This is a genomic window from Bifidobacterium merycicum DSM 6492 (assembly GCF_900129045.1).
GTDB classification, from domain to species: Bacteria; Actinomycetota; Actinomycetes; order Actinomycetales; family Bifidobacteriaceae; genus Bifidobacterium; species Bifidobacterium merycicum.
This window is the reverse complement of the sequence record NZ_FQTX01000004.1, coordinates 38,450-61,988: the sequence shown is the minus strand read 5'-3', so window position 1 is coordinate 61,988 and position 23,539 is coordinate 38,450. Positions and strand designations below refer to the sequence as shown.

23 protein-coding genes, 3 tRNA genes and 1 other RNA gene are annotated in these 23,539 nt (G+C 62.4%); 9 read left to right on the top strand and 18 right to left on the bottom strand.

Annotated features, from left to right (window positions below; genetic code table 11):
• Positions 1 to 68: 68 nt before the first annotated feature.
• Together BUB29_RS06960 and ptsP are read right to left on the bottom strand one after the other, a co-directional pair.
• Complete coding sequence (locus tag BUB29_RS06960) at positions 69 to 623, bottom strand: YbhB/YbcL family Raf kinase inhibitor-like protein (protein ID WP_033523272.1); 555 nt, start codon at positions 621 to 623, stop codon at positions 69 to 71.
• A 153-nt stretch (positions 624 to 776) separates the two neighbouring features.
• A complete protein-coding gene (gene ptsP / locus BUB29_RS06955) occupies positions 777 to 2,426 on the bottom strand; it encodes a phosphoenolpyruvate--protein phosphotransferase (RefSeq protein ID WP_033523273.1) in 1,650 nt (549 codons plus the stop codon).
• 287 nt (positions 2,427 to 2,713) lie between these two features.
• Between ptsP and BUB29_RS06950 the strand changes: the two genes are divergently transcribed.
• Together BUB29_RS06950 and BUB29_RS06945 are read left to right on the top strand one after the other, a co-directional pair.
• Positions 2,714 to 2,974 carry an HPr family phosphocarrier protein gene (locus BUB29_RS06950; protein ID WP_003827635.1) on the top strand — a complete coding sequence of 87 codons (261 nt, stop codon included), beginning with the start codon at positions 2,714 to 2,716 and terminating at the stop codon, positions 2,972 to 2,974.
• Positions 2,975 to 3,162: 188 nt separating this feature from the next.
• Positions 3,163 to 4,176, top strand: coding sequence for a LacI family DNA-binding transcriptional regulator (locus tag BUB29_RS06945; protein ID WP_033523274.1), 1,014 nt, complete (start codon positions 3,163 to 3,165; stop codon positions 4,174 to 4,176).
• Between the two features lie 47 nt (positions 4,177 to 4,223).
• On the opposite strand, the gene BUB29_RS06940 is transcribed toward BUB29_RS06945, so the two are convergent.
• The 16 genes from BUB29_RS06940 to BUB29_RS06865 form a co-directional block, all read right to left on the bottom strand.
• Positions 4,224 to 5,375: a DNA polymerase III subunit delta' gene (locus tag BUB29_RS06940; protein ID WP_033523293.1), complete on the bottom strand. Its 1,152-nt coding sequence runs from the start codon at positions 5,373 to 5,375 to the stop codon at positions 4,224 to 4,226.
• A 13-nt stretch (positions 5,376 to 5,388) separates the two neighbouring features.
• Complete coding sequence (gene tmk / locus BUB29_RS06935; RefSeq protein ID WP_033523294.1) at positions 5,389 to 6,045, bottom strand: dTMP kinase; 657 nt, start codon at positions 6,043 to 6,045, stop codon at positions 5,389 to 5,391.
• A gap of 14 nt (positions 6,046 to 6,059) precedes the next feature.
• Positions 6,060 to 9,089 (bottom strand): type I DNA topoisomerase, encoded by a 3,030-nt coding sequence (gene topA, locus BUB29_RS06930; RefSeq protein WP_033523275.1) that lies wholly within the window; start codon positions 9,087 to 9,089, stop codon positions 6,060 to 6,062.
• Positions 9,090 to 9,199: 110 nt separating this feature from the next.
• The gene (locus tag BUB29_RS06925; RefSeq protein WP_033523276.1) at positions 9,200 to 10,324 is read right to left on the bottom strand and encodes a phosphatase PAP2 family protein; all 1,125 of its coding nucleotides are present in this window, start codon (positions 10,322 to 10,324) and stop codon (positions 9,200 to 9,202) included.
• Between the two features lie 82 nt (positions 10,325 to 10,406).
• Positions 10,407 to 10,503, bottom strand: an RNA gene (gene ffs, locus BUB29_RS06920) — signal recognition particle sRNA small type.
• A gap of 78 nt (positions 10,504 to 10,581) precedes the next feature.
• Complete coding sequence (gene dapC / locus BUB29_RS06915; RefSeq protein WP_033523277.1) at positions 10,582 to 11,772, bottom strand: succinyldiaminopimelate transaminase; 1,191 nt, start codon at positions 11,770 to 11,772, stop codon at positions 10,582 to 10,584.
• 68 nt (positions 11,773 to 11,840) lie between these two features.
• Complete coding sequence (gene fdxA, locus BUB29_RS06910; protein WP_033523278.1) at positions 11,841 to 12,158, bottom strand: ferredoxin; 318 nt, start codon at positions 12,156 to 12,158, stop codon at positions 11,841 to 11,843.
• A gap of 33 nt (positions 12,159 to 12,191) precedes the next feature.
• Positions 12,192 to 13,757 (bottom strand): APC family permease, encoded by a 1,566-nt coding sequence (locus BUB29_RS06905; RefSeq protein ID WP_033523279.1) that lies wholly within the window; start codon positions 13,755 to 13,757, stop codon positions 12,192 to 12,194.
• A 185-nt stretch (positions 13,758 to 13,942) separates the two neighbouring features.
• The gene (locus BUB29_RS06900) at positions 13,943 to 15,136 is read right to left on the bottom strand and encodes a UDP-N-acetylmuramate dehydrogenase (protein ID WP_267895164.1); all 1,194 of its coding nucleotides are present in this window, start codon (positions 15,134 to 15,136) and stop codon (positions 13,943 to 13,945) included.
• 64 nt (positions 15,137 to 15,200) lie between these two features.
• Positions 15,201 to 15,368: a 50S ribosomal protein L33 gene (gene rpmG, locus BUB29_RS06895; RefSeq protein WP_033508889.1), complete on the bottom strand. Its 168-nt coding sequence runs from the start codon at positions 15,366 to 15,368 to the stop codon at positions 15,201 to 15,203.
• A gap of 55 nt (positions 15,369 to 15,423) precedes the next feature.
• A tRNA-Met gene (locus BUB29_RS06890) sits at positions 15,424 to 15,497 on the bottom strand.
• A 4-nt stretch (positions 15,498 to 15,501) separates the two neighbouring features.
• A tRNA-Thr gene (locus BUB29_RS06885) sits at positions 15,502 to 15,573 on the bottom strand.
• A 1-nt stretch (position 15,574) separates the two neighbouring features.
• Positions 15,575 to 15,656: transfer RNA gene (locus BUB29_RS06880), tRNA-Tyr, on the bottom strand.
• A 194-nt stretch (positions 15,657 to 15,850) separates the two neighbouring features.
• On the bottom strand, positions 15,851 to 16,144 hold the full coding sequence (gene groES, locus BUB29_RS06875; RefSeq protein WP_003827611.1) for a co-chaperone GroES: 294 nt from the start codon (positions 16,142 to 16,144) through the stop codon (positions 15,851 to 15,853).
• Positions 16,145 to 16,366: 222 nt separating this feature from the next.
• Complete coding sequence (locus BUB29_RS06870) at positions 16,367 to 17,368, bottom strand: hypothetical protein (RefSeq protein WP_143155177.1); 1,002 nt, start codon at positions 17,366 to 17,368, stop codon at positions 16,367 to 16,369.
• A 229-nt stretch (positions 17,369 to 17,597) separates the two neighbouring features.
• A complete protein-coding gene (locus BUB29_RS06865) occupies positions 17,598 to 18,278 on the bottom strand; it encodes a GNAT family N-acetyltransferase (protein ID WP_033523281.1) in 681 nt (226 codons plus the stop codon).
• A gap of 100 nt (positions 18,279 to 18,378) precedes the next feature.
• Here BUB29_RS06865 and BUB29_RS06860 point away from each other — a divergent pair, with 100 nt between their 5' ends.
• The 7 genes from BUB29_RS06860 (at position 18,379) to BUB29_RS06835 (ending at position 23,526) form a co-directional block, all read left to right on the top strand.
• A complete protein-coding gene (locus tag BUB29_RS06860; RefSeq protein ID WP_081888448.1) occupies positions 18,379 to 18,972 on the top strand; it encodes a 5-formyltetrahydrofolate cyclo-ligase in 594 nt (197 codons plus the stop codon).
• A 109-nt stretch (positions 18,973 to 19,081) separates the two neighbouring features.
• Positions 19,082 to 19,261: an FmdB family zinc ribbon protein gene (locus tag BUB29_RS06855; protein ID WP_033523282.1), complete on the top strand. Its 180-nt coding sequence runs from the start codon at positions 19,082 to 19,084 to the stop codon at positions 19,259 to 19,261.
• Between the two features lie 164 nt (positions 19,262 to 19,425).
• Positions 19,426 to 20,091 (top strand): flagella basal body P-ring formation protein FlgA, encoded by a 666-nt coding sequence (locus BUB29_RS06850; RefSeq protein WP_051915192.1) that lies wholly within the window; start codon positions 19,426 to 19,428, stop codon positions 20,089 to 20,091.
• Between the two features lie 107 nt (positions 20,092 to 20,198).
• Positions 20,199 to 21,083 (top strand): metallopeptidase domain-containing protein, encoded by an 885-nt coding sequence (locus BUB29_RS06845; RefSeq protein ID WP_052109192.1) that lies wholly within the window; start codon positions 20,199 to 20,201, stop codon positions 21,081 to 21,083.
• Complete coding sequence (locus tag BUB29_RS09845; protein WP_159430617.1) at positions 21,053 to 21,229, top strand: hypothetical protein; 177 nt, start codon at positions 21,053 to 21,055, stop codon at positions 21,227 to 21,229. The genes BUB29_RS06845 and BUB29_RS09845 overlap by 31 nt, the downstream gene beginning before the upstream one ends.
• A 78-nt stretch (positions 21,230 to 21,307) precedes the next feature.
• Complete coding sequence (locus BUB29_RS06840; protein ID WP_143155176.1) at positions 21,308 to 22,216, top strand: hypothetical protein; 909 nt, start codon at positions 21,308 to 21,310, stop codon at positions 22,214 to 22,216.
• Positions 22,156 to 23,526, top strand: coding sequence for a hypothetical protein (locus BUB29_RS06835; RefSeq protein ID WP_159430616.1), 1,371 nt, complete (start codon positions 22,156 to 22,158; stop codon positions 23,524 to 23,526). Before BUB29_RS06840 ends, BUB29_RS06835 begins: the two co-directional genes overlap by 61 nt.
• Positions 23,527 to 23,539 lie beyond the last annotated feature (13 nt).

Sequence of the window (23,539 nt, the reverse complement as noted above, 5' to 3'; positions counted from 1 at the left end):
CTTGTTCTTGGATGATGCGCTCCCCGCGGGAGCGAAGTATCTATGCGTCTGGGCGTCGGCGGAACCGTTCAGGCGCGACCCGTGACGAACATGACGCCCTGATCGGGGTTCTCCCCCGACTCGCGCAGTCCGCGGAGCAGCTCGTTCAGCCAGAAGCCCTGGTTCAATCCGGGCAGCGGCTGCTTCGTGGCCCACACGTGCAGGCAGTAGTCATGATCCTTGTCGGGCGGCTGGGGACCGTTGTACCGCATCGTGAGCGCGGGATCGGCGTTACGACCGACGAAATGCGATGCCGAGGAGTTGCGGCCCTGCACGGCCTCGGGGATCATGGCGGGCATTTGGCGGGAGAAGTCCGGCGGAATGGCCAGCGCGTGGGAATCGTTGAAATCGAACATCAACGCATCGATGGGCAGGTTCGCGACCGTCCAATGGATCCATTCGAATCCGCAGACGGGGATGGAGTCGGGATCGGTGAACGCCCAGTGCAGATACCGTGCTTCGGGGTCAACCTCGTCGATGTAGAAGGGGAAGGAGATGGACGGCACGCCTTCCACCCGGTATTCCGATGCCGCGGCCTTGGCGTAGTCGTCGGGCACGACTGTGAAATCAGCGGAGATCTTCATACGCTTCAGTGTAGCTCTCCCCGTGGTTCGCCCCCGCTTACGGCTCATTTCCGCGGGCGGGAGCGAATGGGAGCGGAATGCGGAAGGTCCCGTCGATCCGTGGAAGGACTGGCGGGACCTTGGGTTGACGGCGATGCCGGTTTATGCGCCGAATCAGTTGGCGGGCGTGTAGAAGTCGCCGTTCAGCGCGGCCTTGGCCTTGGCCTGGGCTTCCTCGAAGGTGACTTCGGCCAGCTGGGCACGCACGTCGTCGAGGGCCACCGGGGTCATCGACAGGGAGTTCACACCCAGACCGGTGAGCACGACGGCCAGATCCGGATCGGCTGCGGCCTCGCCGCACACGCCGACCGGCATGCCCTTGGCGTTGCCCGCGTCGCAGATGAGCTTGATGGCACGCAGCACCGCCGGGTGCCATGCGGTCTGATAGCCGGCGACGGAACCGAGGGTACGGTCGGCGGCCATGGTGTACTGGGTCAGATCGTTGGTGCCGATGGACACGAAGTCGGCGACTTCGGCGACCTTGTCGGCCATGAGGGCGATGGACGGAACCTCGGCCATCGCGCCGACCTTCTTCAGGCCAAAGCTCTTGCCGAGCTTGACGAAGTAGTCGGCCTCATGCTCGTCGGCGACCATCGGGGCCATGACCCACAGGTCGGCGTCGGTCTGGGCGTCGGCGGCGGCCAGGGCCTTCAGCTGGCCTTCCAGGACTTCCTTGTGCTCGCGCAGGGTGCGCAGGCCGCGCAGGCCCAGAGCCGGGTTCGGCTCGTCTTCCGGGGTCAGGAACGGCAGCGGCTTATCGGCGCCGGCGTCGAGCATACGGATGACAACTTTCTTGCCAGGGAACTGGCTCAGCAGCTCGGTGTAGGCTTTGGTCTGCTCTTCGACGCTCGGTGGCTCGGAGTTGCCGATGAACAGGAATTCGGAACGGAACAGGCCCACGCCTTCGGCGCCGTATTCGATGGCGGTCTTCGCGTCGGCGGGCTTGCCGAGGTTGGCGAGCAGCGGCACATGGTGGCCGTCCTTGGTGCCACCGGCCTGACCGCGCAGCTCCTTGGCCCTGGCGGCGTGTTCCTTGGCGGCTTCCGCTTCCTTGATCTCCTCGCCGGTCGGCTCGGTGACGACCTCGCCCTTGGCGGCGTTGACGATCACGTTCTCGCCGTCCTTCAGGCTTTCCGCCTCGGCTGCGGACACCACGGACACGATGCCGCGCGCGCGGGCCAGAATGGCGGTGTGGGAGGTCGGGCCACCCTGGGAGGTGACGATGGCGAGGGTCTTGTTCAGGTCGAGCGTGGAGGTGTCGGCGGGGGAAAGATCTTCGGCCACGAGCACGAAGGGCTCGTCGGATTCCGGAACACCGGGGGCGGCCACGCCGCGCAGTTCGGCGATCACGCGCTGGCCGACATCATGCAGGTCCGCGGCGCGTTCCGCCTGATAGCCGCCGATCATCTTGAACATCTCCTCGACCTGCGCGAAGCCTTCGAGCACGGCGCGTTCGCCGGTCTTGCCACCGTTGACGAGGTTCTTGATGCTCTCGGCGAGGGAGGGATCGGAGGCGAACATGGCGATGGCCTGCAGGATCGGCGCGGCCTGCTTGGCACCTTCGTCGCCATTGGCGGCCTGTTCGGCCTTGCGGTTCAGTTCGGCGTTCACCTTGGCCATGGCCTTGGCGACGCGATCGTTCTCCTCCACCGCGCTGATGGAGGCGTCACGGCTGACGTCCGCCGGCTCTTCCAGCGGCGGGGCCATACGGATGACCTTGCCCACGGCGACCCCACGGCCAATGCCGACACCCTTGATAATCATAAGGAACTCCCTTTCCTTTATTTACTTCCAACCACCTGCTGCGAGGTTGGCAAAAACCTGATGGATAACGTGACCAACGCGTTACGGTTACTGCAATGACCCCCACCGTCGTTGCCGGTAAATCATTTTCAGCCTCATGCCAGTATACACCTCTTAACCCGCGACACAAAAACGGTAAACGTTTTCCACGTTTTGTGAAAAAGTGTTACACTGACTTTCAGCGGCACACCTGTCGCCGCATGATTGTTACGAATAACAGAATCGAATCGACTCAAAGGAGTGTCATCATGGCAACCCGCACCATCACCATCAACGATCCCGTCGGCATCCACGCCCGCCCGGCCGCCCAGTTCGCCCAGGCCGTCACCGCCTCCGGCTGCACCGTGACCATCGCCAAGGAAGGCGGCAACGCCGTCCCGGCCGGCTCCATCCTGTCCGTCATGGGTCTGGGCATCAAGCAGGGCGACGCCGTCGTGATCGACGTGCAGGGCGCCGATGACGAAACCGTCGCCGACAACCTGGTCAACATCCTCGTCAACGCCGAGTGACCCCGTTTTTTCGACGATTTCTCCAGCCGCCCGCCCTTTCGACGGGCGGCTGTTCTATTCTTGATGTGGTTTCCATTGGCGTTCGAGCGTTTCACGAATTGTTTCACACGCCTTGTCCGCTATCACGCATCCCGCGGAACCACAATCCCACACCATTCACGGTATAGATCACGTACACGGAGGAGAGCATGGCCGGCAAGAACGAACGCAGCAGTTCCATCACGAACGTCGCCGCGTTGGCCAACGTGTCCATCGCCACCGTGTCGCGCGTACTGTCCGGCAAGCGCGGCAAGAACGACGACATCGCCAGACGCGTACGCGCCGCGGCGGAACAGCTCAACTATTCCGTCAACTACGCGGCCAGCTCGCTGCGCAGCGACGTGACCAACTCCATTGGATTGGTCATCCCCAGTGCCACGGAATCGTTCAGCGCACAGCTGCTCGATGAACTCGAATACGCGATCGACGCCGACGCGCAGCAGCTCCTGATCGGCATCGGAGCCGACCGCTCCGCACAGACCGACCGCATCGAATCCCTACTGTCGCGCCATGTGGACGGTCTCATCGTCGTACCCGGCACCGAAACAGACCTCACCGAAACGCTTGACCGCCACGCCGACTCCCTGCCGATCGTGCAGATCGGCGGCCATCAGCAGTCGTTCAAAACCTCCATGGTCTCCATCGACGAAAGCGCCTCGATGGAACTCATCATGCGGCATCTCGTCGAACGCGGATCGCACGCCGTGGCCTACATGGCCGGCAAGGAAGTCTCCTTCGAATCCGCCGAACTGTTCACCATGTTCCACACCCAGGTACGCTCGTACCGGCTTGTCTCGCATACGGATTGGAACCAATTCGGGGAACGTACGGTGCAACGGGGATACGACTGCTCGATGCGCCTGTTCTCGAAGGACAACCGCCCCGACGCGCTGGTGTGTGCGGACGATGCCGTGGCGTTCGGCGCAATGGTAGCGTTGCACACTTTAGGGCTGAGGGTCCCGGAGGATGTCCGCATCGTCGGCTTCGACGATTCCCCGCTCGCCGCCACGACCATGCCGACGCTTACCTCCGTGCATCCGCCCTTCGAGCAGATCGTTTCGGAATCCCTACGCCTGATCGCCTCGGAAACCGGCATGCCCGCCCATATCTCCCTGCCGCCGCAGCTCATGATACGAGAATCCACCGGGTACGCCAAGGTCTGACCCCGCAGCCCACGCCTCACCCCGGCACCGGATCGGCCCTTCCCTATTCAGGGCAGCAACGCGCAGAACAACGATTCGAACACGAGCAGCGGATTGCCATTGCCATTGAGGCGCTTGCGGGCAAGAGCGACCTGATCGAGCCGTTCCACCGCGCCGGAACGCGGCATACGGGTCGCCAGTTCGGTAATGGCCGCGCGGTTCTCCAGGTTGATCAACCCCACAGAATCCTCGGCACCGTTCTGCAGCACCGCGATGTCGCGGTATATGCTCGCCACGGAGGTCAACGCCCGGTCAAGCACGTCACGGCTGCGGCGTGTGGCTTTGCGTTTGATCTCATCCTTCTTGGCGATGGCGTTGTAGGCGCCGCGCAGCTTGGGCGGAATGCGATCCGACTCCCCCAACCCGTTGATGCGCCGGAAATCGGCCTGCGCCCTGGCCGCCTCACGTTCCACATCATCCTCCGCCTGCGATTTGGCGTCGGTATTCAACCGGTCGGCGAGCAGCACGGCGTCGGAGGCGCGATGCAGGTTCAGCACACCCGCCACGAGTTCGTCACGCTCGGTACGCACGCGCTCGTTGGTGGCGTACAGTTTCGCGATGCCGATATGCCCTTCGGCGAGACGGGCGGCCTGCTTGGCGATGTTCGGGTCGATACCGTTGCTCTGTTCGAGCCACTTGGCCACGGCCGCCGGCTGCGGTACGGCAAGGTTCACGATGCGCGTACGGGAACGGATGGTGGGCAGCACGTCCTGGGCGCTGGGGGCGCACAACAGCCAGATGCAATGTTCGGACGGCTCCTCGATCTCCTTGAGCAGCACGTTCGTGGTGCGTTCCAGCATGCGGTCCACATCCTCGATGATGATGATGCGCCACGGTGCGGTACTCGGCATCTGCTCGGATACGGTGATGAGCTCGCGCACCTCGTCGATGCCGATGGTCACCTTGTCGGTGGCGAGGATGCTCACGTCGGGGTGCGTTCCGGCGAGCACCTGGGAGGTGACACGGGTCGGTTCGCTGCCAAGACCATGATCGGGGCTTTCCAGCGCGGCGGCGAACGCACGCGCCAGATTGGAGCGGCCCGATCCGGGAGGACCGCAGATCAGCCACGACTGCGCGAGCTTGGACGGGTCGCCCGTCGCGATCGCGGACAGCATGTCACATACCGACTTCTGTCCGATGATGTCATCCCAAACGCTCATGAATCCGCCCTTCTCACGGGTTGCGCGGTTCCGCCAACGCACGTTCGATATCGGTGCGAATGGCCAGTTCCACCGCATCCACCGTACCTGACGCATCGATCACACGGAACCGATCCGGCTCGGCATCGGCGAGATCCAGGAAGGCGCGGCGCGTACGATGCTGGAAATCATCGCCCGCGGCCTCCATACGGTCCTCGGCGCGGCCGAGACGCCTATGCGACAGCGCGGGGTCCATGTCCAGCAGAAATGTGCGGTCGGGCAGCAACCCGTTCGTCGCCCACATGCTCAGCGAACGGATCTCCTCGGCGGTGAGCTCGCGCCCGCCGGCCTGATAGGCCAGTGAGGAGTCGATATAGCGGTCGCTGATCACAACCGCTCCACGCTCCAACGCCGGATGGATCACCTCGGCGACATGCTGGGCGCGGTCGGCGGCGAAGAGCAGCGCCTCGGCACGCGGGGCGATATCGGCGGAATCGCTGGAATCGGCGGAATCAACGGGAACACCATGCAGCAGCAGGCCGCGAATGGCCTTGCCCAGCGGCGTGCCACCCGGTTCGCGGGTCACGACGACCTCATGGCCGGACGATTCGAGCCAATCGCGCAGCCGTTCGACCTGCGTGGTCTTGCCTACGCCGTCCACGCCTTCGAAGGTGATGAATACGCCTCGCATATGTTCGGAATCCGTCACTTCCTCGCTGAGCCCTTGGGCACTACGGTCGGGCGCTCATAGCCTTCGTTCTCGGTCAGCCAAACAATGTCGGACTTCACCGTGGACGGCGTCGAGCCGAGTTCCTCGGCAATGCGGGTGTTCGCCCAACCGCGGTTGGCCAGTTCCTTCACCTTGGCGCGGCGTTCGGCGCGTTTCGCCTCGACGCCGTTCGCCGCACCCGTCTTCTTGGACGAGGATTTGGACGAGGATCTCTTGGACGTGCTCTTGCCCGCCAAACCCTTGCCGGATGCGGCTTTCTTGGTGCCACGGCGTCCGCCGCGCTTTTTCGCCGGTCCCATCGCGCGCTTCTCCGCAAGGATGCGGTACGCGTCCTCGGGGCTGATCGTCGCGGGATCGTACTGCCTTGGCAGGGTGCGGTTCGTCTCGCCATCGGTCAGATACATGCCGAAGCGGCCTTCGCGGATCACCACGGGCTTGCCGCTTTCCGGATCGGTGCCGATCGCGCGGACTGGCGGCTTGGCGGCACCGCGACCACGGCCACGGTATTTCGGCTGCGCGAACAGGCTCTTGGCCGTCTCGATGTCGACGGTGAAGATCTCGTCCTCGGAGTTCAGCGAGCGCGTCTCGGTGGATCCGTCCGCCTTCGTCTTGGTCAGGTACGGGCCGTAACGGCCGTTGTTCGCGGCGACCGTGGACGTGGAGATCTCACCGGTTTCGGCGTTCGTCTCCTCGTAGGAGCCGACTTCACGCGGCAGGCTCAGCAGCCGCAACGCGTCATCCAGCGTGATGGATTCGGGGCTCATCGTCTTGAACAGGCTGGCCATCTTCGGGCGCGGGGCATCGGATTTCCTCGAGCCCTTGGCCGACGCACCCTGATCCGCCGGTTCGGCGCCTTCGACGGGCAGCAGGGCCACGTACGGACCGAACCTGCCGTTGCGCACCTCCACCATGCTGCCAGTCTTCGGATCGCGGCCCAGTTCGCGCGGGCCTCCCGCGTGGTTCTCGATCAGGTCGCGGGCCACGTCGACGGTGAGCTCGTCGGGCGCGATGGTGTCGGGCAGGGCGGCACGCTTCGGATTGCCGTTCTCGTCGGTATGCTCCGTGTCCTCAAGGTACGGGCCGTACCTGCCGACGCGCACGTGCAGTCCGCCGCCGATTTCGATGGTGTTGATGGCTCGGGCGTCGATTTCACCCAGCTGCGCCACCTGGCGCTGCAGGCCTTCATGCACCTCGTCGGCGTTCGCGGCGGCTCCGTCGCCATCACCGAAGTAGAAGCGTGTGAGCCATTCGCGGCCGGTCTGCTTGCCATGCGCGATCTCGTCGAGTCCGGCTTCCATGTCGGCGGTGAACTGGTAGTCGACCAGCTTGGGGAACTTCGTCTCCAACAGTTTGATCACAGCGAACGCCAGCCAACTGGGGATGAGCGCACGGCCGCGTTCGTACACGTATCCACGGTCGATGATGGTGGAGATGATCGACGCATACGTGGACGGACGGCCGATCTCCCTCTTTTCCAATTCCCTGACAAGCGAGGCTTCGGTGTATCGTGCCGGAGGCTGGGTCTCATGGCCGTCGGCCTGAACATCCGTGGCATCCAGCACCTGGCCGGTGCGCATCGGCGGCAGGGATGCCGACGTTTCGCCCTTCGCACCGTCGCCCTTCGACGTACGGCCTTCACCGGTGGCCTTCATGAAGCCGGGGAAGTCGATGACCGTACCGGACGCCTGGAACACGGCCTCGCCCGCCTCGCCCGCAGGGGCGGAGATCTTCACCGTGGCGGTGGAACCGGTGGCGTCGGCCATCTGGCAGGCCAGCGTACGCTGCCAGATCAGCGTGTACAGTTTCAGCTGATCGCTCGGCAGCTTGGTGGCGAGTTCGGCGGGATCATGGAAACGCGAACCCGCCGGGCGGATGCATTCGTGCGCCTCCTGCGCGCCGGCCGTCTTGGTGACGTACTGTTTGGGCGCGCCGGACAGGTAGGCCTTGCCGAAATGCTGTTCGATGGCGACTCGGGCCGCCGCGATGGCCTCGCTGGACAGCACCACCGAATCGGTTCGCATATACGTGATGTAGCCGTTCTCGTACAGGCCCTGCGCGGCACGCATCGTGGCGCGGGAGCTCATGCCGAGACGATTGCCCGCGACCTGCTGCAGCGTGGATGTGGTGAACGGGGCCTGGGGATGGCGACGGTACGGCTTCGATTCCATCGACATCACGGTGAACCGCGCATGCTTCAGCGTTTCCGCCACGGCTGCGGCGCCCGTCTCGTCCAGCTGGCGAACACCGTTCGCCTCACCGGATGCGATGAGCTTGCCTTCGGGGCTGAAATCCTTGGAACCGGCCAGTCGCTTGCCACCCAACGACACCATGCGCGCATCGAAGTCGACGTTGGACCCTTGCGCGTCCGGCGCGACGAGCGTGGCGACGATATCCCAATACGAGGCGCGGACGAAGGCCATGCGTTCGCGTTCGCGTTCGACGATGAGTCGCGTGGCGACGGACTGCACACGTCCCGCGGACAGGCCGGGGCCGACCTTGCGCCACAGTACCGGCGACAGTTCATAGCCGTACAGACGGTCGAGGATTCGACGGGTCTCCTGGGCATCGACCATATCGGCGTCGACGTCGCGGGTCTGTTCAAGGGACTGTTTGATGGCGTTCTTGGTGATCTCGTGGAACACCATGCGCTTGACGGGCACCTTCGGCTTGAGCGTCTCCACCAAGTGCCATGCGATGGCCTCACCTTCGCGATCCTCATCGGTGGCGAGGTAGAGTTCGTCGGCCTTCTTCAGGGCGGATTTCAGATCGGTGACGGTTTTGCGTTTCTCGCTGCCGACGATGTAGTACGGTTTGAACCCGTCTTCGACGTCCACACCGAACTTGCCGTATTTCTCTTTGTCGGCCGCGGGTATCTGACTGGGCTGCGCGAGGTCACGGATATGCCCCACCGACGCCATGACGGTATAGCCGTCCCCCAAGTATCCGCCGATCTTGCGCGCCTTGGTAGGAGACTCTACGATCACAAGCTTGCTGCCGTCTGCCATTCCCTCTCCTTATTACTCTGCTTTCGTGAAGCCATAATACTCACGACATGTGGTCAGCCCGCGCATCACGCTTCCCCACGCCACTCGGCCCATGCCGTTCGCTCCGCGTGTCAGCCCCGGGTTTTCGGCGGTGCCGGAGGCTCGCCCACCAGGCCGATCCTGCTCAGCGGGGATGCGGTGAGCTGACGCAATGCCAGCACCACGCCATGCACCACGGCGTTCATGCCGGCGATGAGCAGGATGGCGGAATACACCGCATCGGTTTTGGCCCAGGCCGCGCTGATGGTCAGGCCCGGAATCACCTGCCAGATGACGTACCCGGCGAACACGCAGGCAAACAGGCCCGCGGTGACCGCGACGCTGGCGATGATCTGCACACCGGCGGAGGAACGACGCGTGCCCAGGGCATCCATGCCGGACGTGCGCGTGAACGCGAGCACGATCAGGGCCACACCGCCCACGATCAGCATGGACATCACCGCGTCGGTCGGACGATGCCATTTGCCGCACACCACCGCCAAGCCGACGAACAAGCCCCAGGGCATGGCGACCAGCGACGCCACCCAACGCCATGCCACGGGAACGGCGCATACCAGCATCACACCGCACACCATGCCCATGATGGTATGCCCGGAAGGCGCGGAATTATGCGCGTTATCGATGACGGTTTTGATGATGAACGGGCGGGGCAACACGTATTTCAATAGGGATGCGCATCCGCAGATCGCCGCGAATACCACCATCTGCCCGATCAGCCACCAGCGCTTGCGCACCGCCGCGATGGCCAGCGCGGCCACCGAGATGATCACGGAGACGATGAGCACCATGAGATGCGTGCCGATTCCGAGCATGGCGGAAAGCCAGCCGGGAATGATCGTGGCGAATGTGCTTTCGACCATGTCGTCGTAGGACTGGCCGGATTCCGTGCGCACGCCCAGCCACCATGCCACGGCGGCGAGGATCAGCATCAGCACGCCGAACACCACGCACAGCACCCTGCTGGAGGTGCGCGGACGGACGTTCAACGGATCGACGTACCCGATCGCATCCAATTCCTCGGGTTCGATGTCCCGCCCGCCATCATCCTCGAAGTCGGACAGCGACAATCCCGGTGCCGGAGCCGGCGCCCCGGGAACGGGCGCCTCGGTTCCGATCTGCCCGAAACCGCCAAGCATGTTCACGGGCGATTGGGGATCTCGGATTTCTGGCTGCATGGGAATATGTTCGTCGGTCATGGTTTTAAGAGTAGTGCATCAGCGGAACAGCGTATGCACCCGACTTTGGGAACGACTGCGGGGCGCATCGTCGCGCGTGGGCAAAAGAAAACCCCTACGCACCCGCAAGAGGCCACTTACCCTTGCTGCATTCCTGCCCTGGGGGAGTTCGGTGACATAGCGCCACGTAGAGGCTTAATCTAGTTTACACCATGACCGGACTTCGGCGATTCGCGAAACCGGCCGCCCACATGATCCTGCGAGACACCGGTGTGTGGTCAGCGCTTGGCCGAGACGAGACGCGAGCATGCGGCGTCGATGGCCTCGTCGGCGGCCGTGGCGGAGAAACGCAGATATTCCGGGGCTCCGTAGAATTCACCCGGACTGGGTACGATGCCCAGTTCAGCGAGATCGGCCATATCCGCCCAGCAGTCGCCGTTCAACGCCCTGACCCACACGTACAACGCACCGTCAGGCATGGACGCCTGATAGCCGTACGCCGTAAGCGCCTCCACCAAGCGCGTAAGACGCCCGCGATAGCGTGTACGCTGCACGTGAACGGCTTCGATGTCACGCAGACCGGCCGCCATGGCCGCCTGCACGGGTCCCGGGATGATCTGCCCGATTTGCTTGCGATAATCGCTCATGCGCCGTACCAGATGATGGTCACCGGCGATGAACGCGGTGCGATAGCCCGCCATATTGCTCTGCTTGCTCAGCGAATACAGTACGAGGATGTTGTCGGCGGTACCCTCGCAGACGGCGGGGTGCAACGCGCACGGCGTGGATGACAGCCCGTACGTGCGTTCCTTGCCGTTCTTCCCCACACACTCGTGGCGGACTTCGGAACCGGCCTGACACCAATCCATCAGCGCATAGCATTCGTCGGACAGCACCACCGCGCCGATGCGACGAGCCGCGGCGACGACGCCGGCGAGCCAATCCGTGCCCAGCACCTCGCCCGTGGGGTTGCACGGCGAATTGACCCAGACGGCCTTGACGCCGGGGACATCCACCCAGGAGTCGATATCCGCTACATCATCGACCTTCAGCACGGTGGCTCCCGCCAGCTGCGTGCCGATCTCATAGGTCGGATAGCTGACCTTGGGCTGCACGACCACGTCGCCGGGGCCGAGCCGCAACAGACTCGCCATCAGCGCTACGGCCTCCTTGGACCCGACCGTGGGCACCACGCCGGCATTCACCGCGCCCAGATCCACGCCGCGCAGGTCGCGGAACCATGCATGGATGGCGTCGCGCAGGTCGGTGCTGCCGACGGTGACGGGGTAGCCGTGCGCGTTCGGCGCGTCGGAGGCCGCGGCGAGCGCCTGCTTCACGCTTGCCGGGACGGGGTCGACGGGCGAGCCGACGGACAGGTTGATCATGCCACCGTCCGCTTCAGCGGCGGTCGCTTTGTATGCGGCGATGCGGGACCAGTCGTAGGGCGAGGAGAATTCGTGAAAGCCCATGTGTTTCCTTCCTTGGGTAGCAGAACGCCTTTCCCGAAGGAAAGGCGTTTACGATTCGTGGAGCCGAATCACTGGTTCTGCGGGGGCAAAACCGCGACCTGTTCGGGATCCTTGCCGATGGCTTCGCCGCCGGCACCACCACGGTCACCGACTTCGGCGAAGAAGCTCACCGCGGCATCCTTGTACCAGGCCCACTCATCCGGCAGGTCATCCTCATAGAAGATGGCCTCGGTGGGGCACACGGGCTCGCATGCGCCGCAGTCGACGCATTCGTTCGGATTGATGTACAGCGAACGGGACCCCTCGTAGATGCAGTCGACCGGGCACTCGTCCACGCACGCCTTGTCCTTGACATCCACGCAAGGCTGGGCGATAACGTATGGCATGGCTACCTCCTTGGAAAAACGCTGTATTCTAGGTTACTCCCCGGCTTGGGCAAGTTCCGATCCCGTCACTCCCCCATTGCTGGTTTCGTCGGGTTCACTCCTCTTGGTTACGGCCGAGGCCAGTTCACCGGTGCCGAGACGCGCGTGACGGTAGCCGTACCCGAAGTAGATGACGAAGCCGACAATCAGCCAAATCACGAAACGAATCCAGGTGAGCACGCTCAGGTTCACCATAAGCCATAGATTCGCCGCCGCGATAAGGATCGGAACCCACGGGTTGCCCGGCATCTTGAACGTGCGCTTGAGATCGGGACGCTTGCGGCGCATGATCGGCACGGAGATGGCGACCAGGGTGAAAGCGGACAGGGTGCCGATGTTCACCATGTCTGCGAGCACGTCCACGTCGGAGCATGCCGCGACCAGACCCATGACCACACCCACACCAATCTGCAGACCGACCGGGGTGCCTTTGCTGCCCGTCCGGCTCATCACACGCGGCAGCAGGCCATCACGGCTCATGGCGAACACGACGCGGGTGACACCCAGCAGCAGCACCATGACCACAGTGGCCAAGCCGATCACGATACCGAAGCTGATGATCTTGGCCGCCCAGTTCGCGCCCACCATCTCGAATGCGGTGGCCAACGAGGGGCTGTCCTGTCTGGCGAGATCCCTGTAGGAGACCATGCCGGTGGTGACGATGGCAACGAGGGTGTACAGCACGATGATCATGCCCATGCCCACGCCGATGCCCAGCGGCACGTTCCTGCGCGGGTTGATAGCCTCCTCGGAGGTGGTGGCGACGACGTCGAAACCAAGGAACGCGAAGAACACGAGCGCCGCGCCCGAGAGGATGCCGGTCACGCCGTAAATGGTCGGGGTCATGCCAGTGACCCATTGCCACAGCGGCTGGTTCATGGCGGCGCTCACGCCGGACGTACCATCGGTTGCGGCGGGCTCGCTCGGGGGAATGAACGGAGTGAAGTTGTCGGCCTTGACATAGAAGAAACCGACGACGACCACGAACAGCACGATCGCGATCTTAAGGATGGTCAACGCACCGTCGACACGGGCACCGATCTTGGTGCCGAATACGAGCAATGCGGTGAAGAACGCGACGATGACGAGCGGCGCGAAATCGATATGGAACGATCCGACGGCGATAGTGGTGTTGATGTTCCACCCCACCAGCCGGAAGAAGTCGTTCAGGTACACGCCCCAATATTTCGATACGACCGAACCGGCCATAAGCATCTCCAGGATGAGATCCCAGCCGATGATCCATGCCACGACCTCGCCCACCGTCGTATAGGTGAAGGTGTATGCGGAACCGGCCACGGGGATCATCGATGCGAATTCGGCGTAGCACATGACCGCCGCGCCGCACACGATGCCCGCGATGAGGAAACTGATGATCACGGCCGGGCCGGCATGGAACGCCGCGGCCTGCGCGCCGATGGAGAAGATACCCGCGCCCACGGCGACGGCCACGCCCATGATGGCCAGATCCCACCAGGTGAGGTCGCGTTTCAGGCTATGCCCCGATTCCTCGGTTTCCGCGAGCGTCTGCTCGACGGACTTCTTACGAAATATGTTCACTGACGGCCTCTTTTCCGAAACTTTCCCTCTCGTTCCGATACGAACGGATAGCGACTGTAGCACCACCGCGTAACCCAGGCGCAGCTATGTCCGCAACATAGCACCGCAGACCGCTACAGCCAGCCGCCAAGATTCACGTTACCGCGGCTCACTGCCCCGACCCGTCGCCCGTCCCAGGTCGGCCGTCAGCGCAGCGAGAAGCCCACGACCACCGGTTCGGGGACCAATCGCACGCCGAAGGCGCGTTCCACCCCGTCCTGCACGGTTCTCGCCAACGTTTCGATGTCGTGCGAGCCCGCTCCACCCCTATTGGTCAGGGCGAGCGTGTGCAGCGTGGAGAGACCCGCCTTGGCATCCGGCGTGACCTTGAAGCCCTTGTGGAAACCAGCATGGTCGATGAGCCACGCGGCGGAGGTTTTAATTCCGGGCGTTCCGTCCGGCAGCGTCACATCGAAGCGTGGCGCATCATCCGGCAAGGTAGCCGCCTGTTCGGCGGTCAGGATCGGATTCATGAAGAAGCTGCCGCAGCTGTGCCTGTCGGGGTCGGCAGCTCCTTGGACCTGCAAGGCAACGTCGACGAGTTCGTCCCGCTTGGCCCCGTGCATGGCGGGTTCGGCGTAGCGCGTGGCGTCCTCCAGCATGCCCTTGGCCGCACGGACCTTCAGCACCGCGTTCCTGATATCCCTGGTGGCCATGCGATCGCCAATCTCGACGCCCAGCGCCTTGGCGAGCTGGCCGTACCCGACCGCACCCGTGGCGCTGTGCTTGAGCGCGAAGGTGACGGACAGGACCACGTAGCGCGGCGTGGGAAAGAACTCATCCGCCGGTACCGCCGGAGCCCGGTACATGCTTTCCTTCAGGGCGCTCATACGGTACCCGAACCGCAGGTCGGCGGCATGCAGCTCCTTGGTGGTTTTGTCGGCGCGATCCCAAACCTCCACCGATTCGACGCTGGAACCGACCTCCTGGCCGTACGCGCCGATGTTCTGCACCACGGACGCGCCTACCGTGCCGGGGATGCCGGACAGGCCCTCGACACCTTCCAAGCCGAGGCCGACGCAGAAGTCGACGAAATCATCCCAGTTGCAGCCGGCTTCGGCGTTGACATGCACGGTGCGGTCGTCGCCTTCGACGGGAGCCGCCTCGTCCGGAACCGTGATCGCACGCCGCGCATCACGCACCACAACGCCATGGAACGCCTCATCCGAAACGAGGACGTTGGAACCGCCGCCGATCACGAATAACGGCAAACCCTTGGAATCGGCATCCTCCACGGCTTCGATGACGCCGACGCGTGTGGTGGGTTCGATGAAACGGTCGATTTCGCCGCCGACCGCAATGGTGGTGATGTCTGCAAAAGAAGTCATGTTTGACAGCATACAGTCTGCCAGCATACAAAAAGACCCGACCGAATCGGTCGGGTCTTTGAAAAGCATTGTGTACTCAGCGGGTCTCGCGGTGCACGGTCTGCTTGCCGCAGCGAGCGCAGAACTTCTTCAGTTCAAGACGATCAGGAGTGTTACGACGGTTCTTGGTCGTAATGTAATTACGCTCCTTGCACTCGGTGCATGCCAGCGTGATGCCGGGACGGATGTCGGCGCTCTTAGCCATGTTCATTCACCTCTGTAGTCATTAGTAGCGCCCGTCGGTTAACGGGCGCAATTTGTAGCGAGGAAGAGGCTCGAACTCTTGACCTTACGATTATGAGTCGTACGCTCTAGCCAGCTGAGCTACCCCGCCAGAGAGCCCCGAGTGAGAATTGGACTCACGACCTCTTCCTTACCAAGGAAGTGCTCTACCACTGAGCTATCGGGGCGTGGCGGATAGTGGATTCGAACCACTGAAGCACGAAGCGGCTGATTTACAGTCAGCTCCCTTTGACCGCTTGGGAAATCCGCCAGGTCTCTGCTCCCTGTCTTGGCTGAACCTCAACAGGCAACTCGAATAATATGCCACGTCTCGCAGCCTTTCGCAACTCGGCGCGTCTTTACGGCGTGTTGCAAGGAAATAAGCGGCCTGAGCGGGTGCGCAAATGCGCCATGCAACGGAAAAACCCCGCAAAAAATGCGGGGTTTTCTCAAAAAAATCTTGTCTCAGCCGAGGATGGCCAGGATGTCGCGGGCGGCGACGATCAGGTAGTCCTCGCCCTCGTAGTGCACCTCGGTGCCGCCGTACTTGGAGTACAGCACCTTGTCGCCGACCTTGACGTCCACCGGGATACGCTCGCCGGCATCGTTGCGGCGGCCCGGGCCAACGGCCAGGACTTCACCCTGCTGCGGCTTCTCCTTGGCGTTGTCCGGGATGAACAGACCGGACGCGGTCTGGGTCTCGGCCTCAGCCTGCTTGACGATAATCTTGTCTTCCAACGGTGTGAGCTTAATCGACACTGTGGGTCACCTCGTATTCGTTAGTAGTTCAGTGTTTCTGCGCCAAGAAACGGACCCAAGAGGCTGACGATCACCTGAGTGGTTTCAAGCACTGGAACATATCGTAGCGCGATTTTTAGCACTCTGCCAACTCGAGTGCTAACGCTGTGAGAGAAATTCCCCGCACCATACTTGACGATTGCCCAACGGCCGCCCGGCGGTCATCCGGCGATCGCTCGGCGATCACTTGGCCGCGACGCGACGCGCGAGAATCTCCTCAAGACCATTGCCCAGGGAATCGGACGTGGCTGCGGGAACAGCGACCTGCGCCTCCTGCTCTGCCTTATGGAAGGAATCGATGGCGGAGGTCTGCGACTCGGCATCAGCCGCGTTCATGGCCTTCTCGTCGCCATCGGACTGCTTCGCCTCCGACGCGGGCACCGTCTCCATCTTCGCCTCGGCCGCCAACGCCTTGCGCTCCTCGGTATCCACCGGCTCGGCCTTGGCCACCTGACGTGCGGACTTGATCTCCAGACTCTGCGGATCCTCAACGGTTTCGGCGTTGCTTGCATCGGATTCACGCGGCGCACCCAACGAGAAGGAGATGAGATCCTGGGACCCGGCCTCGCGGGTCACCTCGGACTCGGAATGAGGTTCAGGCAACGGCTTCTCCGCCGCTTCGACGATGGTCTTCGACTGCTCCTGCACCGGTTCCTGCGCCTGCGGCTCCGGATTCTTCTGCGCGGCATGTTCCTGCAACGCCTTGCGCTGCTCCATCTGCGCCTTGTGCAGCACCTGACGGATTTCGCGCTGCTCCATCTCATAGGTCGGAGGCTCGTTCTCGGCGGTCTTCGACTCCTGGTCTTCCACGGCACGCTGCGACTTATGATCCGCAAGAGCCTTCTGCTTCGCCTTACGCTCGGCGATGGCGCGCTTCTGCGCGTCGGTGACGGTCTTGTTGCCGGCAGCACGCTTACGGGCAAGCGACAATTCATGCTCCCATTCACGCGCCTGTCTGGAAGCGTGGACGCCCAACGCCAGCACGATGCCCAATGCCGCCGCGGGGATCAACGCGTACAACGGGCTGAACCGGAGCGAGAACGCGCAAACCAGCACCACCACCGTGACCAGCGCCAACGTGACGACGATGATGCGACGACGCCTGATCGCCGCCCGACGCAGACTGCGCACCTGAGCGATACGTTCCGCCGTAGGCACGCCCGGCCGCCTCGTGTTCGGCTGCATCCCAACCCCTTCCATATGTGTCCGGCCATCGCTGAACCGTGTTCCGCTGTGCTCATCCACAAGATGCAACGAAGTCGAAAACTTGTCCGCACGATGTTCCAGCACCTGTTTCATGCTGGTGGACGTTCGTAAGGGCAGCCAGACCGCGATTCCCAAGAGTACGATTACCGCCACGATGACCGTGCTCAGCGAATCGTATTCCATAACGTTTAAGAATAGGACAACGCCGTCACAATATTCGCGTTTCCCATTCGGCATGTCGTGATATGAGACGGGATTCAAACCCGTCACCCATGTCCTCGGCGAGCAGGCTGAACGTCCGATGCGTACGCCAGTTCCCATCGACGTACATGTAATTGGCCCGCTCCCCCTCGTCACGCGCACCCACCTTGCGCACCACGGCAAGGGAACGCTGGTTTTCCGGCAGAATGGCGATTTCCAGACGATGCAGCTGCGGCCCGTCCGGACTGCCGATGGCCCAATCCGCCAACATGGCGAGCGCCATCGGAGCGATGCCGTGACCGGCGTAATCCTGCGACACCCAATAACCGACCACACCGCTGCGCATCGCGCCATAGTTGATCGCACCAAGCGAAATCTGCCCGACCATGCGCTTGCGGTATTCGATGAGGAACACCACACCGCCGCCATGCGCCTCATCATTGCGCTGACGGCGAACCCACTGTTCGAAAGTCAGTCCGGAACCATGCATCGGATCGCCCGCGGCCCAAGGCCTGAGCCATTCGGTATTCCGCCAGCGGACATCGTTCCATTCGTCGGCATCGTCCATATCCATGGTGCGCAGTGAGATCGGCACGCCACCTATCGGCGCATGCAGTTCGACCGGCACGTGGATGGCGTTCGGCGACGTCGCCCCGAACATGCCACGAAGAGTCTGAAGCAATGACACGCCCCCTATTGTGCCATCGTTCGCACGACAAACGGGACCGATGGCCGCAAGCCGAGCAGTCGAACGGCAGGCGGCAAGCGGCGTCGGTATGCTGGCAGACATGGAAGCGAATGAAACGAAACAGGCGCTGCGTAAGAACGCCATCGCACGGCGCAAAACCACCACCGCCGCGCAACGGCTGCACGCCGGCGAAACCATCGCACGGTGCATCGGCGGACTGCCGCTGCCCGACCGCCGATGCACCGTGGCCGCTTATGTCTCCATGGGGTCGGAGGTCGAGACGAGGCCACTATTGCATACGCTCGCCGAACATGGGCACCGCATATTGCTGCCGCGGCTCGGGGCGGGGCTGGAAATCGGCTGGGGCGAATACTCCGATGCGCCGTTCGAGGATTACGGCGAGCGCCGACCACAGGAACCGTCAGGCGCTACGCTGCCCGCGAACATTCTCGAATCCGCGTCGCTGATCCTGCTTCCCGCCCTGCTCGTCGATGCGTGGGGGAACCGTTTGGGCAGGGGCGGCGGCTGGTATGACCGGGCGCTGACGCATTGCGTTCCGGGAGCCCCGCTTGTGGCCGTGTGCTGGCCTTGGGAAGTCTGCGCTCCCCCGCTGCCGCGTGAACCGCATGACGTTCCCGTGACCGCCACGCTCACCCCGGACGGCTATACGCCCATCGCCACGTCCGTCGGATGACCGCCGCACGGGATGACCGCCGACCGGAACGACCGCCTACCGTGTCAGGACAATGACTAGGATATGAACGGTTGCAACCCGAGTAAGACGTCTTTTCAGGAGGAGTGACATGCCTACCTATCATTACCGCTGCAAGAACTGCGGCTACGACTTCACGAAGTACCAGTCCTTCAACGACGACCCGATCACCGTCTGCCCCGAATGCGGCGAGGAGCAGGTCCGCAAGGTGTATTCCGCGGTGCCGATCGAGTTCAAGGGATCCGGCTTCTACCGCACCGACAAGAGCTGAGGCGTACCTTCAGTTCGCATTCCGATTCGTCCCGATTTGTTCCGGTCGTTCCGATTCCCGATTTCCGGGTACGTCTCGTGAACGAACGGTGAAGAAACGGGAGGGTGCAATCCACAATGCCCGTTGGGCTTGCGCACGCACCTTCCCTCCCTGACCATGGCGGTATGAAGAATGTCAACGCACCGCCATGGTCCTTGCTCACCGCCCCCACGCTGGGGGCTCGACGGCGACGCGCGAAGCTTGCGCGAATCGCCACCGTGGTCTGCATCTGCATGGCCGCATTCGGTTTCCTGCATGCCTTGGATGCCATCACCGGCACGGATACGGTCGTCACGGCCGTCTCGTCCATCGCACGCGGCGCGACCATCCGTCAGGGCGACGTCGCCCTGACACGTGTTCCCGCATCATCCATCGCCAACAGGGCTCTCCACGCCGCATCCGAAGCGGAGGGCGCCATCGCCCAGTCGCATATCGAAACCGGGCAACCGCTATACGCCGCCGACGTGGGCAACGCCCCATCGGTCGCATCCGGGCACACCGTGCTCGACATCACCGTGGCGAACAGCGTCGACACACTGATACCCGGAGACACCGTATCGCTCATGTCCTCGGCGGGCTGCGACCAAGCACAACCGAATCCGGCGGAACCCGTCGCCTGCACTTTGGCGGAGCACGCAATCGTGATGGGAACGGGGAGCAACGACGATGACGAACACAGCGGACAAGGCGGACATGGGAGGAGAACACTGTCGCTCATACTGGAGCCGACCGTGGCGATGAGGGTGATGATGGCCGCGGAAACGGGGGTGATCGTCGCGGTATATCGATAGCGACACAACCCATTCGTCGCATGGACTACCGTAGTGCCTTATCGATCCCGCATGTCCGGTATCAATGTTGATTCGGGGGCCTTCAAGGAAATGAAAGAGGGAAACCCATGGAAACAGGAAACGGTACCGGTGCCGCGCGTATCAGACGCATCGCGGCAATGATCACGACCACGGCGCTGCTGATATGCGGGTGTGCGCTGACAAGCGTACCGGCCATGGCACAGGATGGCATGAACGGCACCACGTCAGATGAGGCTGTCGCGGCTTCACAGGCGACGCAGCTGGCGCAGACCGCCGCTGAACAGAGCACGGCGGAACAGGATGCAACGGAACAGCGCGGCGCTCATCAGACCGAGGCAAGTCAGGCCGGTCAGAGCGCAGCCGCAACCGATCACAACACAACCGGGCAGGCCACAAGCCAGTCGAACGCATCGACGCTGGTATCCGACGCGCCGCTCAACACTTCGTTCGATCCGCAGGATCCCAATGAGAAAAGCCCCGAGTCCATCGGGCTCGGCCAGCGGATTGGCCTGGGCCGTACCGGTGTGGCCAAGGTGGTCGCCCTCCGCGTGGATTTCCCCGACGAAAAGTTCGCGCAAGGCGACAGTCTGGAGGCGTTGCAGACGCTGATCGACGGCACGAATCAGGACTTCCACCCCTATGAAAGCCTCAATTCCTACTATCAGCGGTCCTCCTACGGCAAGCTCAGCTTCACCGGTCAGGCGTTCGACTACCATGCCACACATAACCGCGGCGAATACAACGACACCAGCGATGTGACCGTGGAGGCATTGCGCGCCCTTGACACCACCGTCGATTTCAGCCAGTTCGACGGCAATAACGACGGTCGCATCGACTTGGTGTACATGCATTTCGCCGGACCGGACAGCGGATGGGGCGGTACTTGGTGGAGTTACGAGTCCAATGCCAACGAGGGACTGATATTCGATGGCAAGGAGCTGTGCAACATCGTCACGTTGCGCTCGCCTTAAACACCGTAGGCGGGGCGCAGACCATCATCCATGAAACCGGCCATGCGCCTGGTCTGATCGACTATTACTCCAACCCGACAACATTCACGCCCAATAAGGGCATGAACACCAATGACATGATGAATGACAATATCGGCGACCACTGAGGGTTCTCGAAATGGCTGCTGGGATGGATCGACGACGACCATGTGACGCGCATCGTGGTGAATCAGGACGGAGTCACGGTGAAACGCGACAACGCCGACGCCGAGCACATGGCTTCAGTGAGTCAGGCGGTCACCTCGCTTGATTACGAGGATATGCGCCAGCAGGGCAGCATCGTGGCGATTTCCGCCGCCCCGGCATTGCTGGGGAGCGAAGGCAGGTTCTCGTCATACTATGTGTTGCAATACGATGATGCCGTAGGCAATCAATCCGTGATGAGCCGTCCGATGCTGCGTCTGTACCGTGTACAGGCCGAGCTGAATGATTCGCGGGTGTTCACCCATTCCAATATCTCTTCCACCGAAGCGCACAACCAAGTCATCGAACTTGTGGACATGACCCAAGCACCCAATCATGATGGCTCCACCGATCTGAAACAAGGCGACCACATCAACGGCTCGACCACGCCGTCGACGAATTTCCATGATCTGGCCGCCTCGGGCTTCACCGGCATCGATATCACCGTGACCAGCATCAACGCGCTCGGCGCCACCGTTGCCATCTCCTACAACGACAGCGGTCATGAGATTCCCCAGGCATTCACCATCACCGACACATTGATGAGCAGAGGCATCATCGGCGCAGACGCCTACAAGCTCAAAACCAGCGCACGGGTGGCGAAGACGGATCCCTATTCCCAGGCGATCCTCACCGTCAACGGCAAGGATTTCGATGTCGATTTCGACATCAACGGCGATGGCGATATCATCACGCTGGATTATCAACTGCCCGTTGGAACGCTCACCACGACATCATCATGTTCCTTATCATGTTCCTTCACCTTCCCCAAAGGAACGTTCATCCTCGGGATCAAGGATGGCAAAACGGTCACCTCCGAGAGAATCACCGTACCGGTGAAAGTGGCCCCGTGGAGAACATCGAGAAGACCGGAACCTACTCATGGCATGGGGATCATTCCTACGTGCTAGCCACCGCGACGAATATGCTCTCCGATGAGCAAGGCAGAAAATATATGGTGTTCCGAGTCGGTGCGACACTGCACGTCGTGAGCTTCGGCGACACGGCTACCGCCGAACCCACCGTCAAGGAAATACCGCTCGCCGGGACAACGTCGTCGATTTCCGATTTTGCCCATATCAGCCTGCGGAACAATATCCTCGAAGCGACTTTCAACACCTTCGAATCCACGAATTCCTACTTGACCTATTGGATCGACATGGCATCGAACAGCATGATCGCCTACACCGATACGGCACGACCGGCGCAATCGCTGCTTCGTGCGGGCGACAGCATGCTGTATGTGACGAAATACGACTACACCGGTTCCGAACTGACGATGCTGACACCGCAAAGCGACGGAACGGTACAGGTCACCTATTCCAAGGGCACCGCGCAACTGCTTGAAACCCAAAGTGGTACGCCGGTCATCGTCCCGCTCTCCGGAACCGGCGAGGGGTATTTCACTGACCCCGTAACAGGCAAGCAGGGACGTTCCGCACTGTTCGTACAGGGAAAGACGTTGGAGCAGGCGATTCTGACGCACAGCGGTACATCATCAGGCACATCTTCAACCGCGCAGGAGCCATGGACCTACAAGGTCGTGCCCGCCACGCGCTCGACCCTCGTGGCGCAGACCCATGACGTTATGGCGGCGACCGTCATGGATAATGCGGCATACATGCTCACCGTCGAACTGGAAGATAAACCGGAAAACGCCGAAGCACGGTATTTCATCACCCGATTCGATGCCAAGGGCAAGCAGAACGGACGCGTGCAACTGAACGATCCAACCTTATTCGACGATTCTTATTCCAAAACATTCAATCTTCAAGCGGCTCCCAATGGCTATCTGGCACTGGTGTGCCGGCAGATTCACGATCGAACGGAAATACTGCGGACCATCACCACCCTGATTTCCTCGGACATGAAGACAGTGTCCGTAACCGGCATCGATCCCCGGCAACAGGCAATCGGATGGCTTTACGGCCGCTGGGCATACGTCACCCCTGCCACGAGTGAAACAGCCGGAATGCGACTCAACTACGCGATGACGAAGATCCTCGACGTTTCCCCGTCGCCGGTGCCCCCCAGCGACCCGAGCACGCCCGACAAGCCCTCAGCACCGGAGAGCCGGCAGCAAGGTAACGCCGCAACCGCCACGAAGGCGCTGATGAGAACCGGCACCGCAGTGCCCTTCATGCTGGCGATCGCACTCGCCTTGGCGGGAGTCACGGTGCTGACCGTGGCCAAAGCCTCGTCGCGGCGCCAACGCAAGTAGCAGGTGAATGGCG